The organism is Myroides phaeus (genome assembly GCF_900099675.1).
Taxonomy (GTDB): domain Bacteria; phylum Bacteroidota; class Bacteroidia; order Flavobacteriales; family Flavobacteriaceae; genus Flavobacterium; species Flavobacterium phaeum.
Map to the genome: position 1 here is coordinate 1 of NZ_FNDQ01000022.1, position 21,225 is coordinate 21,225.

The 21,225-nt window shown below is 32.6% G+C and carries 14 protein-coding genes; 6 read left to right on the forward strand and 8 right to left on the reverse strand.

Annotation, left to right across the window (positions count from 1 at the left end; translation table 11 throughout):
- The first annotated feature begins 265 nt into the window (after window positions 1–265).
- Window positions 266–2,182, forward strand: a complete 1,917-nt coding sequence (locus tag BLT46_RS10510) for a polysaccharide biosynthesis protein (protein ID WP_090409993.1) — start codon at window positions 266–268, stop codon at window positions 2,180–2,182.
- Between the two features lie 133 nt (window positions 2,183–2,315).
- Here the strand turns inward: BLT46_RS10510 and metK are convergent, their stop codons facing one another.
- Window positions 2,316–3,608, reverse strand: a complete 1,293-nt coding sequence (metK, locus tag BLT46_RS10515) for a methionine adenosyltransferase (protein WP_090409995.1) — start codon at window positions 3,606–3,608, stop codon at window positions 2,316–2,318.
- Between the two features lie 386 nt (window positions 3,609–3,994).
- Between metK and BLT46_RS10520 the strand changes: the two genes are divergently transcribed.
- A complete protein-coding gene (locus BLT46_RS10520) occupies window positions 3,995–4,636 on the forward strand; it encodes a carbonic anhydrase family protein (RefSeq protein WP_090409998.1) in 642 nt (213 codons plus the stop codon).
- A 10-nt stretch (window positions 4,637–4,646) separates the two neighbouring features.
- A complete protein-coding gene (can, locus tag BLT46_RS10525; RefSeq protein ID WP_090410000.1) occupies window positions 4,647–5,297 on the forward strand; it encodes a carbonate dehydratase in 651 nt (216 codons plus the stop codon).
- Here can and BLT46_RS10530 read toward each other — a convergent pair.
- Both BLT46_RS10530 and rimK read right to left on the reverse strand, forming a co-directional pair.
- Window positions 5,294–6,460 (reverse strand): LETM1-related biofilm-associated protein, encoded by a 1,167-nt coding sequence (locus BLT46_RS10530; RefSeq protein ID WP_090410002.1) that lies wholly within the window; start codon window positions 6,458–6,460, stop codon window positions 5,294–5,296. The genes can and BLT46_RS10530 overlap by 4 nt on opposite strands.
- A gap of 49 nt (window positions 6,461–6,509) precedes the next feature.
- The gene (gene rimK / locus BLT46_RS10535; RefSeq protein ID WP_090410004.1) at window positions 6,510–7,874 is read right to left on the reverse strand and encodes a 30S ribosomal protein S6--L-glutamate ligase; all 1,365 of its coding nucleotides are present in this window, start codon (window positions 7,872–7,874) and stop codon (window positions 6,510–6,512) included.
- A gap of 139 nt (window positions 7,875–8,013) precedes the next feature.
- On the opposite strand from rimK, the gene BLT46_RS10540 reads away from it, so the two are divergent.
- Window positions 8,014–8,772 carry a glycosyltransferase family 2 protein gene (locus BLT46_RS10540; protein WP_090410006.1) on the forward strand — a complete coding sequence of 253 codons (759 nt, stop codon included), beginning with the start codon at window positions 8,014–8,016 and terminating at the stop codon, window positions 8,770–8,772.
- Between the two features lie 163 nt (window positions 8,773–8,935).
- Here the strand turns inward: BLT46_RS10540 and BLT46_RS10545 are convergent, their stop codons facing one another.
- A complete protein-coding gene (locus BLT46_RS10545) occupies window positions 8,936–11,485 on the reverse strand; it encodes an ATP-dependent Clp protease ATP-binding subunit (protein ID WP_090410009.1) in 2,550 nt (849 codons plus the stop codon).
- Between the two features lie 282 nt (window positions 11,486–11,767).
- Here BLT46_RS10545 and gyrA point away from each other — a divergent pair, with 282 nt between their 5' ends.
- Both gyrA and BLT46_RS10555 read left to right on the forward strand, forming a co-directional pair.
- Window positions 11,768–14,311, forward strand: coding sequence for a DNA gyrase subunit A (gene gyrA, locus BLT46_RS10550; protein ID WP_090410011.1), 2,544 nt, complete (start codon window positions 11,768–11,770; stop codon window positions 14,309–14,311).
- A 24-nt stretch (window positions 14,312–14,335) separates the two neighbouring features.
- A complete protein-coding gene (locus tag BLT46_RS10555) occupies window positions 14,336–15,607 on the forward strand; it encodes a tetratricopeptide repeat protein (protein ID WP_090410012.1) in 1,272 nt (423 codons plus the stop codon).
- 111 nt (window positions 15,608–15,718) lie between these two features.
- Here the strand turns inward: BLT46_RS10555 and BLT46_RS10560 are convergent, their stop codons facing one another.
- The 4 genes from BLT46_RS10560 to BLT46_RS10575 form a co-directional block, all read right to left on the reverse strand.
- Window positions 15,719–17,614: a DUF349 domain-containing protein gene (locus BLT46_RS10560; protein WP_090410014.1), complete on the reverse strand. Its 1,896-nt coding sequence runs from the start codon at window positions 17,612–17,614 to the stop codon at window positions 15,719–15,721.
- Between the two features lie 129 nt (window positions 17,615–17,743).
- Window positions 17,744–18,496 carry a shikimate dehydrogenase family protein gene (locus tag BLT46_RS10565; protein ID WP_090410016.1) on the reverse strand — a complete coding sequence of 251 codons (753 nt, stop codon included), beginning with the start codon at window positions 18,494–18,496 and terminating at the stop codon, window positions 17,744–17,746.
- Between the two features lie 96 nt (window positions 18,497–18,592).
- Window positions 18,593–19,990: a tetratricopeptide repeat protein gene (locus BLT46_RS10570; protein ID WP_090410017.1), complete on the reverse strand. Its 1,398-nt coding sequence runs from the start codon at window positions 19,988–19,990 to the stop codon at window positions 18,593–18,595.
- A gap of 28 nt (window positions 19,991–20,018) precedes the next feature.
- On the reverse strand, window positions 20,019–21,212 hold the full coding sequence (locus tag BLT46_RS10575) for an aspartate aminotransferase family protein (protein ID WP_090410018.1): 1,194 nt from the start codon (window positions 21,210–21,212) through the stop codon (window positions 20,019–20,021).
- Window positions 21,213–21,225 lie beyond the last annotated feature (13 nt).

Sequence of the window (21,225 nt, forward strand, 5' to 3'; positions counted from 1 at the left end):
ATGGTACTGCTAAGCAGTGGGAGAGTATGACGCCGCCTTTCTTTTGAATCCCCAATCTCTATGAGGTTGGGGATTTTTTTTGCTCTAAACTGAAGGAGTTTAAATTATATCCTGTATTGTTTGAATAATACTTTAAAGAAAGTATTTTAACACGCTATTATTGGGTGAAAATGCTGTTTTTTATAGTGAATTTCAAAATCAATCGAATTTTTAACTTTATATTTGTATGTTAAAGTTAACTACACTTTTTAAGGATTAAATTACTATGAAAAATGCTCTGAAGAGACAGTTGAAAAGGGATACACCAAGGGGAATTATTTTTACCATTGATTTATTAATTGTAATATTTACTTATTTTGTATCAAGCCTTTTCTTAACTAATTTTTTTGGAAATTTCTCTATTGATATTATGCTATTGAGAATTCCAGTTGTATTATTTTGTTATATAATTAGTTTTATATTTTTCAAACCTTTTAAAGGTGTAATTAGGCAAACAAGTATTAAGGATATTGAAACTATATTTTTGTCTTGTTTATTTGCTTCCATATTATTAACAATTACAAGTTCATTACAGCGAAATGGTCTGTTTGGAACTGATTTGGAAGATTTTTTAAGATACTCTTATTCATTTATTTTACTTCATTTATCATTGACGTCAGCAATGATGATTTTAGCAAGGTTATTTTATAGTCAGTTTTATAGAACTTATATTTTAGATGTTAGAAATCATAAACGAGTAATGATTTATGGTGCAGGTGATTCTGGTATTATTACAGTTGGTGCGTTACAATCTGATACTAAAGTTAGAACTCAAATTGTAGGATTTATTGATGATAATAATGGAAAGGTTGGTAATAGGATAGGAGGGTATAAGGTTTATGCTCCAAATACTATTGATGAGAACTTTGTAACGTCGCATAGAATAGATGAAATTATTATTTCGATTCAGAATATTAATCGTGAACGCTTAAATGCGATTTCTGAGGTTTTAGAAAAGTTACCTGTCAAATTAAAAATTATCCCACCAGCTACAGATTGGTTAAATGGTGCTTATACTAATAAGCAAATTAAGGAATTAAAGATCGACGATTTGTTAGGACGTAAAGCAATTCGTTTAGATAATCCTGTTGTAGCTAATGAGATTACTGGGAAGGTAGTTGTTATTACAGGGGCTGCTGGATCTATTGGTAGTGAGATTGCAAGGCAGATTGCACAGTTGAATTTTGATAAGTTGATTCTTATTGATCATGCTGAATCTCCTTTGTATGATGTTCAACAAACTATGGAGTCGAATAAAAGAGACCACATTACCTATATTGTTGGAAATATCAGAGATGAGCAAAAGATGGATAGTATTTTTGAGATGTATAAACCTGATATGGTTTATCATGCTGCTGCTTATAAGCATGTTCCTTTGATGGAGGCTTATCCATATGAAGCTATTCACACCAATATAAAAGGTACAAAGGTTATAGCAGATTTGTCTGTAAAGTATGGAGTTACAAAGTTTGTAATGGTTTCTACTGATAAGGCTGTTAACCCTACAAATGTTATGGGGGCTACAAAACGTGCCGCCGAATTATATGTAACGTGTTTAAGAGATAATGGTAAGACAAGTTTTATCGTTACTCGTTTTGGTAACGTTTTAGGATCAAATGGATCTGTTATTCCATTGTTTAAACGACAAATAGAGGCGGGAGGTCCTTTAACAGTGACACACCCTGATATCACTAGATATTTTATGACGATTCCTGAAGCGTGTCAATTAGTATTAGAGGCATCAGTAATGGGGCAAGGAGGAGAAATCTTTGTGTTTGATATGGGACAGTCAATGAAGATTTTTGATTTAGCAAAACGTATGATTCGATTAAGTGGGTACAGTTATCCAGATGATATAGATATTAAAATTACAGGTTTACGTCCAGGTGAGAAGATTTTTGAGGAATTGTTAGCAAATAACGAGAACACTGTTAAAACACATCACGATAAGATTATGATTGCTAAAGTTAGTAATCAGGATTTAGTATTTGTGAAAGGAGCTTTAGAAACATTGTGTACAAATGTAGAGCATGGAGAAGAGCATGTAAATGCTTTGAGTTTGGTTAAGCAATTAAAATCTATTGTTCCTGAGTTTAAATCACAGAATTCAGAATTTGAAAGTTTAGATAATATTAAGGCTTAGCTTATTATTTAAAGTCTTATTTATAAGAAGGTAAAAGGGATGTAATACATTGTACTACATCCCTTTTGTTATTTTATTATATATCAATAAGTATTAAAAAAAGAGTTGCATAAAGCAACTCTTTTTTGTGGTATTATAGATTGAATTTATTTTTGATATCTTCAACTCTGTCTAATTTTTCCCAAGTGAATAATTCAACTTCAATTTCTTTAGTTTCTCCACCAGGTCTTGTGAAAACTTTTTGTACTACTTGTGGTTTACGTCCCATATGTCCGTAAGCAGCAGTTTCACTATAGATAGGGTTTCTTAATTTTAAGTTTTTTTCAATAAAGTAAGGTCTTAAGTCAAATAGTTCACTTACTTTTTGAGCAATTTCACCATCTGTTAAGTTTACATTACTTGTACCATATGTATTAATATATAATCCAGTCGGTTTAGCAACACCGATTGCGTAAGAAACTTGTACTAAAACTTCATCAGCTACACCAGCAGCAACTAAGTTTTTAGCAATGTGTCTTGTTGCGTAAGCAGCACTACGGTCAACTTTACTTGGATCTTTTCCAGAGAATGCACCACCACCGTGAGCACCTTTACCACCATATGTATCTACAATGATTTTTCTACCAGTTAATCCTGTATCTCCGTGAGGACCTCCAATAACGAATACACCAGTTGGATTGATTAAGTGCTCAATTTCTTCAGCATTCTCAAACAAGTATTGGTATTGAGGGTATTTAGCTAAAATACGAGGGATTAAGATTTCTTTGATATCTTTTTCAATCTTAGCTTGCATTTCTTTTTCAGCTTGTAATTTAGCTTCTAAAGTATCGTTTTCAGGTTTGATGAAGTCATCATGTTGCGTTGAAAGTACAATTGTTACAATACGAACTGGATTGTTGTTATCATCATATTCAAGAGTAATCTGACTTTTAGCATCAGGTCTTAAATAAGTAACTTCTGTATTTTCTCTACGAATAGCTGCAAGCTCTTGTAGTAATTTGTGAGACAAATCTAAGGCCAATGGCATATAATCTTCTGTCTCTTTCGTAGCGTAACCAAACATCATTCCTTGGTCACCAGCTCCTTGGTCTTCTTTGTTTCCACGATCTACCCCTTGATTGATATCAGCAGATTGTTCGTGAATAGCAGATAAGATACCACAAGAATTAGCCTCGAACATATATTCACTTTTCGTGTAACCAATGCGTTTGATTACATCACGAGCGATTTGTTGCACGTCTAAATATGTTTTTGATTTTACTTCTCCAGCAAGAACTACTTGACCAGTAGTCACTAATGTTTCACACGCTACTTTCGAATCTTCGTCAAAAGCTAAAAAGTTGTCAATTAATGCATCAGAAATTTGATCTGCAATTTTATCTGGATGTCCTTCACTTACAGACTCAGATGTGAAGTAATAAGCCATAATGTTTTATTTTTTATGAATTTAAAAATAGAGGAAATGGCTAAAGGGAAAGTATAAGATTCTGCTTTAGCATTTTTTACCGAGGTTGCAATCAGTACAAATTCTTCCTCCTGTTATTTTGTGTTGCAAATGTATTAACTATTTTATAATCAAAGCAAATATTTTTGATATTTATATTTATGTTAACGATTACTATATTGTCATAATCGAAAAAATAACAATGTTATATTTAGTTAACCTTGAAAGTAGAATTGAGTTAAAGTTATTAATTGGGTGTTTTATTTGATTAATCCTTAAAAATACCAATAAAAATTATCAGTATCATATTTAAGGGTGGATTTTTTGCTACATTTGCCCACGTATTTATATACTTAAAATCAGAATTCATGAGATTACATAACATAGAAGACCAAAAGTCATTGACACCTGAGTTGGCGTTAGATTTTTTGAAAGAAGGAAATAAAAGGTTTGTCGCTAATCTTAAAGCACATAGTAATTTATTAGAGCAAGTTAACGACACAAAGGGAAATCAGTTTCCTTTTGCTATAATTTTAAGTTGTATTGATAGTCGTACTTCTGCAGAGTTAATATTTGATCAAGGGCTTGGTGATATTTTTAGTACAAGAATTGCTGGAAACGTATTAAATGACGATATCATTGGATCGATGGAGTTTGCTTGTAAGTTAGCCGGTTCTAAATTGATAGTTGTTTTAGGACATTCTCATTGTGGCGCAATTACTGGAGCGTGTAATGGAACTAAATTAGGACATTTAACTGATTTGTTAGCTAAAGTAGAACCTTCAATTACGCATGTAAAAGAAACACATCCAGAGAAAGATATTAAATCTAAAGAGGCTGTTGATTTAGTTGCTTTTCATAATGTAGAGTACACAATTGACCATATTTTGAACAAAAGTTCAGTATTGAAAGATATGTATGATGGTGGAGAGATAGGTATTGTAGGCGCTTTTTATAAGGTTGAAACTGGAGAGGTTGATTTTGTAAAAGAAATGTTTATCAATAAGTAATTATATAATTTTGAAGCATAACGAGTTTTATAAAAAGATTCTTGATAATAATAAAGCTTGGGTGGAAGAAAAACTTTCCTCAAATCCCAATTATTTCAAGAGGCTTTGTGAACGTCAAACACCTCCATTATTATGGATTGGATGTTCTGATAGCAGGGTTCCCGCTAATGAGATAATAGGTGCAGAGCCAGGTGATGTATTTGTGCATAGAAATATTGCAAATATGGTTATTCACTCAGATATGAATATGTTAAGTGTACTCGATTATGCCGTCAATATTTTGAAGGTTAAGAACATCATTGTTTGTGGTCACTACGGATGTGGTGGAGTATTAGCAGCAATGAAGAACGAATCTTACGGATTGTTAGACAACTGGATTCGTCATATAAAAACGGTTTATCGCTTGCATAATGTAGAGTTAGATCAAATCGAAGATGAAACAGTTCGTTTTAATCGTTTTGTAGAACTAAATGTTCACGAGCAAGTTTATGATCTTGCAAAAACGTCTATTGTACAAGCTGCATGGGCTAGAAAACAAGAGTTAAGTATACACGGTTGGGTTTATGGACTTAACTCAGGGTATGTTACTGATTTAGAGGTTAATGTAACTAATAATCAGGACTTAGATGAAGTATATCAACTTCGTTTTAAAAAAATCTAATTATCGTCTAAATTTTCATTGAAAGATGAAGGCAATAATGAAGGTATAAATTTTAATATTATCGGTAGTAGTATAGTACCTCCGGGTAATAAGAATATAGCAAGAGAAGGAATGGTTTTAATAATTTCAATCGTTTGTTTTTTGACCATTTTTTTCTCTTCTGTACTCAAATCTCTATGTGTAGAGTCCATTACAAGTTTTGTAAGCTGTGTGTTTTTTTGAAACTCTTTCACAATTCTATCTTTATTTCTTATTAGTAAAGTTTTGATATAGCTTGATGAGTTTTCTACAACATTGTCAAATAAGTTACTTGATTTTAAATAATAGTAGTCATTATTTCTTTTGGCTAAATATTCTAAAAAATAGCTTTTACTTTTTTCTAATTCTTCCTCTTTATCAGTAAATGATATATACAATTCTCTAATGTAAGAAGGTATAATTAATTTTTTCGTATCGTTATTCCACGAATTACAAATAACAAAGTCTGATATAAAGTTTACTTCTAAAGGAGAAGGGTATCTTTGTCTTTCCTCTATAGTAGCCGTATTCATTGTTTTTTGTAAGAAATTAATGAGCTTATTATCTGCATCATTTCTCGCCTCTTTTTGTTCTTTAAAAAGAGTGATAATAGTAGTAAGGCTTTCTGCCATGTAGCTACTATAAATATTAGGATTAGAATTTTTATTTACAAAAGCTTCAAAAGCTAAAATATCAATAGAAAGTAAAATCATATTTAAAACAAAATCATTGTTTTTTGATTGTGAAAAGAAATGATCTTTCATTCTAAGGGTAAAAATACTTTCTAATTGAGTATAAGGGTTTTTATTGCTGAAAAATGAAGTAAAAATATTGTCTTTGTGAGGAATGAGAAGTTGATAAAAGGAAATCAACTTAGCAATGAAATCATCATGATTACTTTTAGGGTATTTAATGCAATACACTTTTTCTAATAGTTGTAAATAACACACTTTAGCAAGTTCTTCTTGTGTGTATTTAAAGTTTTGGAAAGCAGGAGGGAGTTCGTTTATATCTATAGCGCCAAAACTAAATCCTATTGTTCTAATAGATTGACTTACTTGTTCGTAATCGTTGCTTTGGAAGATATTAAAACTGTCGTGTTTTTCGAAGTACTTCTTTATCCAACCAGATATAGATGGGTTCATATTATTTAATTTTTAGTCTAAACAGAAAGTGGCAGCAATTGCCACCACTTTACCATTTTACTTGTTTCTCAATCGCTTTAATCATTTCTGATGCAATATCTTTATTTGTAGCTCCTTCAATTCCTTCTAAACCAGGAGATGAGTTAACTTCTAATAAAAGAGGTCCTTTTGCCGATCGGATAATGTCTACACCAGCTACTTTTAAGTTCATCGCTTTAGCAGCTTTAATAGCTATTTTTTTCTCTTCAGGAGTTACTTTAATAACAGATGCAGTACCACCTAAGTGTATATTCGCTCTAAATTCACCAGGAACAGCTTCACGCTGAATTGCAGCAACAACTTTACCATCGATTACAAAACATCTGATATCTTTTCCATTTGCTTCTTTGATAAACTCTTGAACAAGAATATTAGCATTTAAGCTTTTAAAAGCATTAATCACACTTTCTGCTGCTTTTTTAGTTTCTGCTAGTACTACTCCTTTTCCTTGAGTACCTTCTAATAACTTAACAATAAGTGGACTACCCCCAACCATTTTAATTAAGTCGTTAGTATCCAATGGTGAGTTAGCAAATCCCGTAGTAGGAATATCAATTCCGTTGTTTAATAATAATTGAAGCGAGAATAACTTATCACGTGATTGTGCAATTGCAGCAGCATTGTTTAAACTATATACTTTTAACGATTCAAAATGTCTCGTAAGTGCACAACCATAGTAAGTCATACTCGGTCTAATACGTGGAATTACTGCATCAAAATCATTTAAAATACGTCCACCTCTATAATGAATTTCGGGTTGATTAGCATCTAATTTCATATAGCAATACTTTAGATTTAAGAAGTGCATTTCGTGTCCTCTTAATTCCCCTGCTTCTATAATTCGTTTATTGCTATATAGTTCAGGGTTACTTGCTAATAAACCGATACGCAAACCTTTTTTCTCTGTTTTAGGTTTCGTATAATATTCTTCTAATTTTTCAGTAGTAGGTTGCCCTAATAAGAAGTGTTGTTCTGGATCTACAAGTACACGACCCCCCATTGCTTCACGTCCTAATAGCATACGATATCCCATTGAATCTCTATTCGTAAGAGTCAATTCAATTTCCCAAGAGTTATCAACAATAGAGATTTCTGTCTTAATTACAAAGCGAGATTCTCTTGTACCACTTGAACTCTTGACAATTCTTTTGTCTATAACCTTAGCTTCACAGTGAATGATAGTTTTACCATTATGCTGAAGAGGATTAACATCAAACTTAACCCACTTTTCTCCATCTTTTTCAAAAGGTGTAATATTTACAGCGTGTAAAGCTGATGTTTTAGCACCTGAATCCACTCTTGCTTTAATAGCGGGGATATTTAAGGTAGAAAAAGAACACCATTCTTCACTACCAACAATAACTTTGTCTAACATATATAATAATTCTAATGCGAATGTAGTATTTTAAATATAATGCTTTTATATGTGAATGAAAAAAATAGCAAATAATTATTTTTAATTAAGAACGGTTTATGTATTATATTTACAACTTTATTATAAATAGGATTCAAGTATGGCAATTAGTGGATTGGTAATTACTTTTAATGAAGAGAAAAATATCGGAAAATGCGTAAAGGAATTGTTTCAGGTATGTGATGAAGTAATTGTAATTGATTCAAATAGTTCGGATCGTACTGTTGAAATTGCAAAAGAAAATGGTGCAAAAGTATTTTTACAAGCATATTTAGGAGATGGTCCTCAGAGAGTTTATGGTTTGCAGTTTTGTAAAAATGACTGGATCATGAACTTAGATGCTGATGAGTATTTAGATAAAGACGCAATATCTTTTGTGTTAGAAGGGAAGTATTTGTCTCAGAAATATGATAGTTACAGTTTTAGAGTTAAAAATTATTTAGGAAATAAGTTGATTGATTTTTCTGGATGGTATCCAGACTCAAAAGTTCGTTTCTTTAATAAGCAGACAGCTATACCTTCAAATGATATGGTTCATCAGAAAATTTTGACTACGAATGAAGTCAAAGTTAATGTGCATATTTTACACTATGGATGGAGCTCTTATGAACAAATTATAGCAAAAAAGAATCAGTATTCAACTTGGCATGCTCAACAGCTTTTTGACAAGGGAAAACGCATCAATGGAGGGAAACCAATTTTGAATGGTTTGGTTGCATTTATAAGATGTTACTTTTTTAAGAAGGGATTTTTAAATGGGATCGATGGATTGACTATTGCTATGATTCAAGCTTTTTTTTCATATATGAAGTATGTGAAGTTAATTCATTTACAACGTGCAAATAAGAGGAGTAAATAGTTAGACATTTTATATAAAAAAGGAGGTACAGCACTGTATCTCCTTTTTTTATGATGTTTAAAATTCACAATCAAAAGTGTTGAATTTAAATTGATAGTATGAAGTCTATTATACTAGTTGTATACAAAAAATCCCAACTTGTTACTAGTTGGGATTTTTCTTATTATTTAGAAGTACTCTCTGAAGAGTTAACTTTAATTTCAAGTTGAGTTTTATCTTCATTAAGAACCATCTCTATTGAATCACCATTGGCAATTTTAGAATTAACGATATCTTCTGCAAGAGGGTCTTCAATGTATTTTTGAATAGCTCTTTTTAAAGGTCTAGCACCATACTGCTTATCAAAACCTTTATCAGCAATAAAGTCTTTCGCTTCAGTACTTAAAGTAATCTTGTAGCCTAAATCTTCAATTCTTGCATACAATTTCACTAATTCGATATCAATGATTAAATCAATATCTTTTTTCTCAAGTGCATTGAATACAATAATATCATCAATACGGTTTAAAAACTCAGGAGCGAATGCTTTTTTAAGTGCATTTTCAATGATTGATTTAGAATGAGCCTCAGATTGTTCTTTCTTAGCTGTTGTTCCAAAACCAACCCCTTGGCCGAAGTCTTTTAATTGACGTGCTCCAATGTTTGAAGTCATAATGATGATCGTATTTCTAAAATCAACCTTACGTCCTAAACTATCAGTTAAATGTCCATCATCAAGAACTTGAAGTAACATATTAAAGATATCTGGATGTGCTTTTTCAATTTCATCAAATAGAATAACACTATAAGGTTTTCTTCTGATTTTTTCAGTTAACTGACCACCTTCTTCATAACCTACATATCCTGGAGGCGCTCCAACTAATCTTGAAACAGCAAATTTTTCCATGTATTCACTCATATCGATACGGATTAGAGCATCTTCTGAGTCAAACATTTCTTTAGCTATAACTTTCGCCAATTGTGTCTTTCCTACACCTGTTTGTCCTAAGAAAATAAACGAACCAATAGGTCTGTTAGGATCTTTTAATCCAGCTCTGTTACGTTGAATGGCTTTAGCAATCTTTTCAACCGCTTCGTCTTGTCCAATTACTTTGCCTTTTATTAACTGGGGTAAATTAGCCAGTTTAGTTATCTCTTTTTCTGCAATTCTATTAACAGGAATACTTGTCATCATTGAAACAACATCAGCGACATCGTCTTCAGTAACTACAATGCGGTTGTTTTTAACATCACTTTCCCAGTTTTCTTGAGCTATTTCAAGTTCTTTTTCATACTTTTTCTCGTCATCTCTTAAACGCGCTGCCTCTTCATATTTTTGCTTTTTAACCATCTCGTTCTTTTCATCTTTCACTTGCTCAAGTTTTTGCTCAAGTTCAACAATGTTTTCAGGAACGTTTATGTTAGTAATATGTACACGAGAACCTACTTCGTCTAAAGCGTCAATAGCCTTGTCAGGTAAGAAACGATCACTCATATATCTGTTAGTTAACTTCACACAAGCCTCAATAGCTTCTGGAGTGTAAGTAACATTGTGGTGACTTTCATACTTATCTTTAATGTTGTTCAAAATAATAATTGTTTCATCAACAGAAGTTGGTTCAACAATTACTTTTTGGAAACGACGTTCAAGTGCACCATCTTTTTCTATATGTTGTCTAAATTCGTCTAATGTAGTTGCACCCACACATTGGATTTCTCCTCTGGCAAGAGCGGGTTTAAACATGTTAGAAGCGTCAAGAGAACCAGTTGCACCACCAGCCCCAACGATAGTGTGAATTTCATCAATGAAAAGAATAATATCGTCATTCTTTTCAAGTTCGTTCATCACAGCTTTCATACGCTCCTCAAACTGACCTCTGTATTTAGTTCCAGCTACTAAGCTTGCTAAGTCTAGTGTAACAACTCTTTTGTTAAATAGAATACGTGAAACTTTCTTTTGTACAATGCGTAAAGCAAGTCCTTCAGCAATAGCTGATTTCCCTACTCCAGGTTCTCCGATTAAAAGAGGGTTGTTTTTCTTGCGTCTACTCAAGATTTGAGAAACGCGTTCAATCTCTTTATCACGACCAACAACAGGATCAAGTTTCCCATTTTCGGCCATTTCAGTTAAATCACGGCCAAAATTATCTAAAACAGGAGTTTTAGTTCTTTTAGCAGTTTTTGTATTTGAGCTGTCGTTTTTGTCAGAGTTTTTGCTGTCATTTTGTCCTGAATCTTCAAAGGTTTCTGCTTTTGGAGAATCAAAGATGTCATCAGAATCAGTTTTATCTGCATCCTGAAAGTTTAAATACTCTTGTTTAATAGCATCATAATCAACTTTCATTTTGTTTAAAACTTGTGTAGAAGGATCATCGCTATTTTTAAGAATACAAAGAAGTAAATGAACAGTGTTAATCTCTTCATTTTTAAATAGTTTTACTTCTAAGTATGTTAATCTAAGAGCACGTTCAGCTTGTTTCGTAAGATGAAGAGCCGCCTTGTTGTTTAAGAGCTCTTTACTTGGAGATGCTGGGTTTAAAGATTCTATTTTATGTCGTAGAAAATCTATATCTATATCTAAATTGTGTAAAATATTAGATGCTTCACCATGCTCAACTCTTAATAGTCCAAGTAATAAGTGTTCAGTACCAATAAAGTCGTGGCCAAGTCTTAATGCCTCGTCTTTACTATAAGAAATCACATCTTTTACTTCTTGTGAAAAATTATCGTCCATTTTTAATATAAATTAGGTGAATAATCAATAATTGTTTTTGATAGGTGCAAAAAGCGTACCTATGCAATTAAACATGACAATAGCTAATTGACAAAAAAAAATCTTAATAAAAAAACTTGTTAGGAGGTTTTTTAAAAAATATTTGATAGTTATAAGTTGTTCGGGAAAATGAATTTAAAACTTAAAAAATCAAATGAAATACTTAGGTAAAAACGTGGTATAAACCCATAAAAAACGTATATTAGCGCGTTTAATAATTGACAATTTTAATTTTATATACTTATGTCTGAAGGAGAAAAGTTAATTCCTATTAACATAGAGGAGCAAATGAAATCTGCCTATATCGATTACTCGATGTCAGTTATTGTTTCCAGAGCTCTTCCTGATGTTAGAGATGGCTTAAAACCTGTTCATCGAAGAGTATTATTTGGAATGTATGAATTAGGCGTAATGTCTAATCGAGCTCATAAGAAATCTGCGAGAATTGTTGGAGAAGTTTTAGGTAAATATCACCCACATGGAGATATCTCAGTATACGACGCTATGGTGCGTATGGCTCAGGATTGGAGTATGCGTTATTTACTTGTTGATGGGCAAGGTAACTTTGGATCTGTAGATGGCGATAGTCCAGCGGCGATGCGTTATACAGAGGCAAGAATGAAGAAGATGTCTGAAGAGATTCTTGCTGATATTGACAAAGAAACTGTTGACTTTCAATTAAACTTTGACGACACTTTAGAGGAGCCAAGAGTAATGCCAACACGTATTCCAAACTTATTGGTAAATGGTGCTTCTGGTATTGCAGTAGGGATGGCTACTAATATGGCCCCTCATAACTTGACGGAAGTTATTGATGGTACATTAGCTTATATCGATAATAACGATATTGAGATTGATGAGTTAATGAACTATATCAAAGCTCCGGATTTCCCAACAGGAGGTATTATTTATGGTTACGAAGGAGTTCGAGAGGCTTTCAAAACAGGTCGTGGGCGTGTTGTAATGCGTGCTAAGGCAAATTTTGAAGAAGTTGATGGAAGAGAAAGTATTGTAGTTACTGAGATTCCTTATCAAGTTAATAAAGCAGAAATGATTAAGAAAACTGCTGAAGCTATTAATGATAAGAAGATTGAAGGGATTGCTACTATTCGCGATGAGTCTGACCGTAACGGTATGCGTATTGTTTACGTTTTAAAACGCGATGCAGTGCCTAACATTGTATTGAATACGCTTTATAAATACACTCAATTGCAATCATCTTTCAGTGTAAATAACATTGCTTTAGTTAATGGGCGACCACAAATGTTAGATTTAAAAGAATTAATCTATCATTTCGTTGAACATAGACATGATGTTGTTACTCGTCGTACGCAGTTCGAATTGAGAAAAGCGGAAGAGAGAGCACATATTTTAGAAGGTTTAATCATTGCTTCTGATAACATTGATGAAGTAATTGCATTAATTCGTTCTTCAAGTAATGCTGATGAAGCAAGAGCTAAATTAATTGAGCGTTTTGCTTTATCTGAAATTCAAGCAAGAGCAATTGTTGAAATGCGTCTACGTCAATTAACAGGACTAGAGCAAGACAAATTGCGTGCTGAATATGATGAGATTATGAAGTTAATTAATCATTTAAGAGAGTTGTTAGCAAGTAAAGAGCTAAGAATGAACTTGATTAAAGAAGAATTAATTGAAGTAAAAGATAAATTTGGTGACGAACGTCGTTCTGTAATTGAGTATGCAGGAGGAGATGTAAGTATCACAGACTTAATTGCTGATGAGCAAGTGGTAATTACTATTTCTCACGCTGGTTATGTTAAGAGAACACCGTTATCAGAATACAAAACACAAAATAGAGGAGGAGTAGGACAAAAATCTGCTGGAACAAGAGATCAAGATTTCTTAGAGCATATGTATGTTGCTACAAACCACCAATATATGTTGTTCTTTACACAGAAAGGAAAATGTTACTGGATGAGAGTTTATGAAATTCCAGAAGGTACAAAAACTAGTAAAGGACGTGCTATTCAGAACTTGATTAATATCGAGAACGATGATAAAGTAAAAGCATTTATCTGTACACAGGACTTAAAAGACGAAGAGTATATCAACAATCACTTTGTGATTATGGCTACTAAACAAGGTCAAGTTAAAAAGACTCCTTTAGAGCAATATTCTCGTCCACGTCAAAATGGTATTAATGCAATTACGATTAAAGAAGATGATGAACTATTAGAAGCTAAATTAACTGATGGTAAGAGTAAAGTATTACTTGCTTTAAAATCAGGTAAATTAGTTCGTTTTGACGAAGAGAAAACTCGTCCGATGGGTAGAACAGCATCTGGAGTTCGTGGTATTACATTAGCAGATGAAAAAGACGAGGTAATCGGAATGGTATCTGTAAGTGACTTGGATAGTGAAATTCTTGTAGTTTCAGAAAATGGATACGGAAAACGCTCTGCGTTAGATGAGTATAGAGAAACAAACCGTGGTGGTAAAGGTGTGAAAACAATGAATATCACAGATAAAACAGGTTTGTTAGTTTCTATTAATTCTGTAACAGATATGGACGACTTGATGATTATTAATAAGTCAGGTTTAACTATCCGTATGAGAGTATCTGATCTTAGAGTTATGGGGCGTGCTACACAAGGAGTAAGATTGATTAATATCAAAGATAATGATTCAATTGCTGCTGTTTGTAAAGTAATGCGTGAAGACGACGAAGAGGTTGAAGGTGTAAACTTAGATGAAGAAGGAAATATCATTTTAGATATTAACGCTGAGGATACAATGGAAGATACAACAGATGAAACTTTAGAATAGTCAATAGAAAAAAACTATATAAATATGAATAAAGGTTATGTTTACTTATTGTCAGCTTTGATGGTATCAGGGTTAACAATGGCTCAAAAAAAAGAACTTAAAGACGCTGAAAAAGCTGTTAAAAAAGGAAATGTTGTTGAAGCAAATGCTGCATTGAAAGCTGTTGAAGCAGTTTTAGGAAATGCATCTGATGCTGAGAAAGCACAATTCTATGGTCTTAAAGGAAATTTAGCGTATGCTCAAATCCAAAAAGATGTAGATGTGGATAACAATGTAGATGCTATTATTGAATCTTTCCGCAAACTAAACGAGTTCGAAACTAACAAAGGAAGTAAAGTTGTTAAGTTAGCTAATGAAGAAGTTACAGCAGTAGCAACTAAAGTTGTTGGTCAAGCAATTGAAGATAATAGTTCTCAAAATTATAAAGGAGCAACAAGACGTTTTAATCAAGCTTATGAATTAAATCCTAAAGATACAGTGTATTTATATTACGCAGCATCTACAGCTATTAATTCTAAAGACTATGAAACAGCTACTAAAAACTATAAGAAGTTAATCGATTTAGGATATAACGGAAGTGAGTCATACTACACTGCAGTTGAAAAAACTTCAGGACAAGTACAAAGCTTTGGTAAAGATTCTAAAATGCGTGACTTAATGGTTAAGCAAGGGACACATACGGATCCTAAGTTTGTAAAAGAGGATTCTAAAAGACCTGAAATCGTTAAGAATTTAGCTTTAATTTATTACCAAGAAGGTAAGTATGATGAGGCTGAAAAGGCAATTGCAGAAGCAAGAAAAAGCAATCCTAATGACATGAACTTATTATTAACACATATGGACTTGTATTTAAAGTCTAATAATATGGGGAAATATGAGGAATTAGCAAAAGAGGCTTTATCTAAAAATCCTAATGATGATGTATTGTTATACAACTTAGGAGTTACAAGTTTCCAAGCTGGTAAATACGATCAAGCACGTAAATATTACGAAGATGCTATTCGTGTAAATCCAAAGTCTGAGAATGCTTATTTAAATATGGCTTTCTTAAAATTGCAACCAGATCAAGATATTACTAATCAAATGAATAGTTTAGGTCTTTCTGCTGCCGATAATAAGAAATATGAAGCATTACAAAAGCAAAAACACGCTATTTATAAAGATGCTATGAATGACTTAGAAAAAGTTATTTCTATTAATCCAGAAAATGAATCAGCTGTTACTACTTTGAAAAATATTTACCGTGCATTAGAAATGAACGATAAGTTAAAAGCATTAGAAGCTAAAAGTAAATAGTCGTATAAGATTATTATAGATAAAAAAGCCCAATGAATTTATGTCATTGGGCTTTTTTCGTATATTAGAAAACTAAACAAAAAAGGGAACAGTTAACTGTTCCCTTTTTTGTTACTCATTATCCATTTCTCTGATTTGATTTAATTTATCTTCCCAGATTTTTAAATCATCTCTATGTTTTTCAATATTTTTATTTACTTCTTTTACAAATGGATTGTCATTTGTTGCATTTTGGATGTATGCTAAGTTGTTTTCTAATTGTAAGATATTTGAATTAATTTCATCTATCTTACGTTGAATAAACACAGCTTCATTTTGAAGTTTTCTTTTATCATTAGATTCTAAAATAGACTCTAAGCGATTATTAAATTTAACAGCTTCAGTTTCGCGTTTACTCATACTTAGCTTGTCAAATAGAACATCAAGTATTTTATTGAACTTCCCTTCAATGAAGCGTTTATTTTGCGCAACGCGACCAAGGCTTTTCCAATTATTGATGTGATTTTTAATTTCTGCAAGATCTGTTTTATGATCTCCAGATAATTGAAAACCTTTCATCAAGTCTAAATATTCCTTTTTTCTATTGTACACTTCTTGCTCTTCTTGCATTTCACTATTCTTAATAGAGTGTAAGCGATCAAAGTAAGAATTACAAGCCTCTTTAAACTCTTTCCATAATTGGTCTGAGTGTTTGCGAGGTACATGTCCGATAAGCTTCCAGTCGTCTTGAATTTTTTTCATGATAGGAGTAACTCTATCAAAGTCTTCGCTATCTTTTAATTCTTTAGCTTTTTCAATTAAGGCAACTTTTTTCGCATAATTGTCTTGCTGGTCTTTTTTAAGCTCTTTATAGAAAGTATTTTTACTACTGTTAAAATTTCTCGTTGCTAATTTAAACAAATCCCAAACAGCTTCATTATTTTCAACAGGTACCTTGCCGATTGAGAAGAAGCGCTGTCTTAATTCTTCAACGCGTTTAATCTCTTTTTGCCAAATATTGTGATTTGTAATCTTTTGTTTAGACAATTGATCAATTTCACTAATGATAGCAACTTTTAAGTTTAAGTTTTCTTTTTCTACCACGCGTAATTTATCGAATAGCAGTTCTCTTTTATCGTGTAGTTGTTTTGTAATATCACTAAACTGCTCCCAGATTTGTTCTCTAATTTCTCTGTCAACGGGACCAATCTCTTCTTTCCAAATACGGTGTAACGTTTGTAATTCTCTAAAAGCTTTAATTACATCATTAGCAGATAATAATTCTTGTGCTCTTGCGATTAACTTTTGTTTTTGTTCTAAGTTATATTTGAAATCTAAATCTCTTGATTCTCTATCTAAGTGAAGTTGATCATAAAATCTTTCAATTTGGAAGTGATAGTTATTCCATACGTGATTGTATTTATCTTTAGGGATAGGACCTGCAGATTTCCACGCATCTCTTAATTCTGCTAATTGTTTTAGCGAATCTGTTCCTTGCTCACTGTTTTCAACTAAGTTTTTTAGTTTGTCAATGATTTCAAGACGCTTATCCAGATTTGTATTTAGATTGTTTTGTAATTGCTTGTAGTATGCATTTTTCAACGTTCTAAATTCGTCATATTCTTTATCGAATTCAACTTTTATAGGTAAGGGGAAGTCGAAGTCTGCTTCAGAAGCATCAGGATTTTCTTCTAAGAAAGTCTCTTTTTTCTCATCCAATAACTCATTGTACTTGCGAAAGAATTCTTTTTTGATTTCTTCAGCAATGTCTTTGATAGCTGTTACCTTGTGATGTTTGACTAATTTGTGAAGTTCGTGCGTTAACTTTTCCATATCCAACTTTTCATAGTCAATAGTTGGAATATCTACTTGTTCATGCAAAGCTAAATCTTCTCCCTCTTCAGCATTAGAAGCGTTGATGGAATCGAGAGCTTTTTCTTTATCAGTTGGGACAACCTCACTTGAATTTGATTCCGGTTTTTGTCCATCTGCTTGCTCGTGCAGGTTATCATTCTTTTGTTCTAACATTTGTGAAAACTCTTAAGTTAAACAATAAATATAAAGTGCGATATATATGACACCTTCTCAAATTTAATAAAAAAAAATGAATAATCCCTTTTTTTTGCTATAAGATTAATAGCAGTTTTTGTTCTATTCTTAATCTCGAGGGAATGGTCTGTTCCATATTTTATAAGCTTTCTCTGCTTGTAGTACTAACATTTCGTAACCATTCTTGACTATTGCTCCCTTTTCTTTTGCTAACTTCATTAGCATTGTTTCCTCTGGATTATAGATTAGGTCATATACAATATGCTTGTTCGTTATATAGTCTATTGGTACTTCTGGGTATTGGTCAATATTAGGATATGTACCAACGGGAGTCGTATTTATAAGGATTGTATGATCAGATAAAATTTCTTCATTCAAATCGCTATAAGCTAAACTATCTTCACTTGCTGTTCTACTGACAAATTGGTATTTAACTCCCAGTTTGTTTAAAGCGTATTCAATTGCTCTACTTGCGCCGCCAGTACCAAGAATTAAAGCTTTTTTATGGCTGTTTTTCAACAAAGGTTTAATCGAATGATAGAAACCATACCAATCGGTGTTATATCCTTTTAATTTTCCTTTTTTAGTAATCTGAATTGTATTTACAGCTCCTATTTTTTTAGCCTTTTTACTCAAGCTATCTAAATAGGGAATAATGGTTTGTTTGTAAGGTATCGTTACATTTAAGCCAGTAATATTTTTATTAGCTTCAATTATATCAGAAAACAGGCTGATTTTGTCAATATCAAAATTTTCATACGTACTGTTACTATCTTTTTTTTTATCAAATTTATCTGCAAAGTAGGCTCTTGAAAAGGAATAATCAATATTCTTCCCAATTAATCCGTAGCGTTTAGTCATTTTAGTTAGTAGTTTTAATCGAAGGATTACTGAGGTAAAACATCCTTTGAAATTCGAGTATGAATATAAGAAAAAAAGCTATTCAAAAGAATAGCTTTATTTAGTTTCAAATCTCTTAATTATATTTTGAACAAGTGGGTTTTCCCATTGAGTAGGGAAGAACGTTTGAATGATTGTTCTCTTGTCAAAGTCTTTGTTTAAGGCAGTAGTTAAGTACTCAGTACCTCTATCAATATCGTGAATTGTAAAGTAAACAACGGCTAATCTGTAGTCGATGTCTGCTTCTTCAGGATGAAAATCTGCTATTTGCAACAATTTTTGAATTGATGACTCATATTCTCCTAAAAGATATAATACATCTGCCCAACCTGTCCAATTCTCAACAATGTAATTTCCGAGTTCAGCTGCTATTTTATAACCGCGTTCAGCTTCAGAAAAATTCAATAAACTTTTGTTTAAGACAGCATATCTAATCCAATATCTTTCATTAAACTCGTCAATCTGAATTGCTTTTTGAACATAGAATAACGCTTTGTCATAGTTCTCTTCTAATATACACAAGTCGGTAAGGGCAATCCAGCCTTTGTCAAGCATTGGATCTTCGTGTACTGATCTTTTGTAAAATTGATAGGCCTGCGTATAGTTATTCAATTGTTCATAACAAGCTCCAATACGCATTAGTACAAAAGAAGTAGCATCATCTAACTCCAAAGTAACTAAGTAATTAGTAATGGCATCTTCAAACCTGTTTAACTTTTCAAGAGTTTTTCCCTTTTCTAAGTATGCGCCAACGAATTCCTCGTCAATTAGCGTAGCATAGTCAAATGCCCATTCAGCTTTTTTATAGTTCTTAATCGTGAAATATTGTCTTCCCAATTGGTGCCAAGCGATTTCACTATATGGATTTCTATCAATAAAGCCAGTTAAAAAGGTAATTGCCTCTTCATTCTCGCTTAAAAAATCAAAACAGTACACAACATTGTATAAAGCAGATTGATCTTCTTCGTCGTGTTCTAAACACAAGATAAAGTTTTCTTTTGCCTTCTCAATATCATCTACAAGTAGGTATTCCATTCCTAATAGAGAATAGACATCAGCCAAGTCCTCTGTTAATTCTAACGCTTTTTTCAAAGACTCAATAGCCTCTAAATGGTTACCTTTTTTTGAATAAACTGTTGCGCGTTGAATAAATACTTCTTCGTTTTGCGGATCAAGTATTTCGATCTCGTTTAACAATCTATCCGCTGCTTCAAGTTTATTCTGAAATAATAATAATTCTACCTCTACTAATTTTAAACCAGTTGAGTTAGGATGTTGCTCTAATCCTAATTTAAGAGCCTTTTTTGCTAAATTCAATTTCCCGGAATCGAGATAATGCAAAATGATGTTCTCAAATTCTTCAGAGTCAAAAAATAAAACCTTGTTAGTTTTAAGCATCGACTCAAAACGAGAAAGAGATAATTTATTTTCTTCTTCGTCGTTATTTAAATGCATATAATAATATGTGTTTGTAAATTAGAAATTATAATCCTAATTCTTTTTGTACTTCATTCAGTGCCTCAATAATCATAGCACATCCTTCTTTTATTTCGTCTTCTGAAACTGTTAATGGCGGAGTAATACGTATTGCTTTTCCTTCAAATAACAACCAGAATAAGATCAATCCTTTTTCTTGACATTTCATGATTACACGATTTGTTATATCTGCACTCAATGTCATCGGTGCTAACATCAGTCCGCGACCTCTAATATCTGTAATTAAAGGGTGAACCAATAACTTTCTAAACAGCTTCTCTTTTTCAAGAGTTTGCGCCATTAAGTCTGTTTCAACTAACTCTTTCAACGTTGCTAAAGACGCTGCCGCGATCACAGGGTGACCACCGAAAGTAGTAATATGTCCAAACTTCGGATTGTCATATAACATATCCATGTGTTTATCACTGGCAGTAAAAGCACCAACAGGCATTCCACCTCCCATACCTTTACCCATAACGATTACGTCAGGTACAACATCGTAATTTTGGAAACCGAATAATTTACCCGTTCTTCCAAAACCAGGTTGAATCTCATCAACAATCATCAAAGCCCCAACTTCTTCACAACGCTTTTTAACCTTAGTCAAAAATCCGTCAAATGGTTCAACAAAACCTGCACCACCTTGAATCGTTTCAAGAATGATACCCGCCGTTTTAGTGGTTATTTTTTGCAAATCTTCCACACAGTTGAAGTGGATGAAATCAACATCTGGTAATAGGGGGCGGAAAGCACGTTTGCGTTCTTCAAACCCCATTACACTCATTGATCCCATCGTATTTCCGTGGTAAGCGTTAAAACAAGAGATAAGTTGGCTTCTACCAGTTACTCTTTTTGCAAGTTTTAAAGCTCCCTCAGTTGCCTCTGTACCAGAGTTTACTAAGTATGTTTTGTTTAGTGGAGCAGGGATGTTCTCTGCTAATATTTTACAAAACTCAACAGCCGGGTCTTGAATATACTCACCGTAAACCATAACGTGAGAGTATTTATCCAATTGGTCTTTTATTGCCTGATTCACCTTAGGGTTTTGATGTCCAAGGGTACAAGCAGATACACCTGCTACAAAGTCTAAGTAAGCTTTGTTGTTATTGTCGTATATGTATGAACCTTTTGCGTATGACACTTGCATAGCTAAAGGATTCGGTGATGTCTGAGCTTGGTATTTAAAAAAATCTTCTTTCATTATTTTGATTCTT

Excerpts from the sequence above, each read along its gene's own strand:
- BLT46_RS10510 (WP_090409993.1), top strand. The coding sequence starts at position 266 with ATGAAAAATGCTCTGAAGAGACAGTTGAAAAGGGATACACCAAGGGGA.
- metK (WP_090409995.1), bottom strand. The coding sequence starts at position 3,608 with ATGGCTTATTACTTCACATCTGAGTCTGTAAGTGAAGGACATCCAGAT.
- BLT46_RS10520 (WP_090409998.1), top strand. The coding sequence starts at position 3,995 with ATGAGATTACATAACATAGAAGACCAAAAGTCATTGACACCTGAGTTG.
- BLT46_RS10530 (WP_090410002.1), bottom strand. The coding sequence starts at position 6,460 with ATGAACCCATCTATATCTGGTTGGATAAAGAAGTACTTCGAAAAACAC.
- rimK (WP_090410004.1), bottom strand. The coding sequence starts at position 7,874 with ATGTTAGACAAAGTTATTGTTGGTAGTGAAGAATGGTGTTCTTTTTCT.
- BLT46_RS10540 (WP_090410006.1), top strand. The coding sequence starts at position 8,014 with ATGGCAATTAGTGGATTGGTAATTACTTTTAATGAAGAGAAAAATATC.
- BLT46_RS10545 (WP_090410009.1), bottom strand. The coding sequence starts at position 11,485 with ATGGACGATAATTTTTCACAAGAAGTAAAAGATGTGATTTCTTATAGT.
- gyrA (WP_090410011.1), top strand. The coding sequence starts at position 11,768 with ATGTCTGAAGGAGAAAAGTTAATTCCTATTAACATAGAGGAGCAAATG.
- BLT46_RS10555 (WP_090410012.1), top strand. The coding sequence starts at position 14,336 with ATGAATAAAGGTTATGTTTACTTATTGTCAGCTTTGATGGTATCAGGG.
- BLT46_RS10560 (WP_090410014.1), bottom strand. The coding sequence starts at position 17,614 with ATGTTAGAACAAAAGAATGATAACCTGCACGAGCAAGCAGATGGACAA.
- BLT46_RS10565 (WP_090410016.1), bottom strand. The coding sequence starts at position 18,496 with ATGACTAAACGCTACGGATTAATTGGGAAGAATATTGATTATTCCTTT.
- BLT46_RS10570 (WP_090410017.1), bottom strand. The coding sequence starts at position 19,990 with ATGCATTTAAATAACGACGAAGAAGAAAATAAATTATCTCTTTCTCGT.
- BLT46_RS10575 (WP_090410018.1), bottom strand. The coding sequence starts at position 21,212 with ATGAAAGAAGATTTTTTTAAATACCAAGCTCAGACATCACCGAATCCT.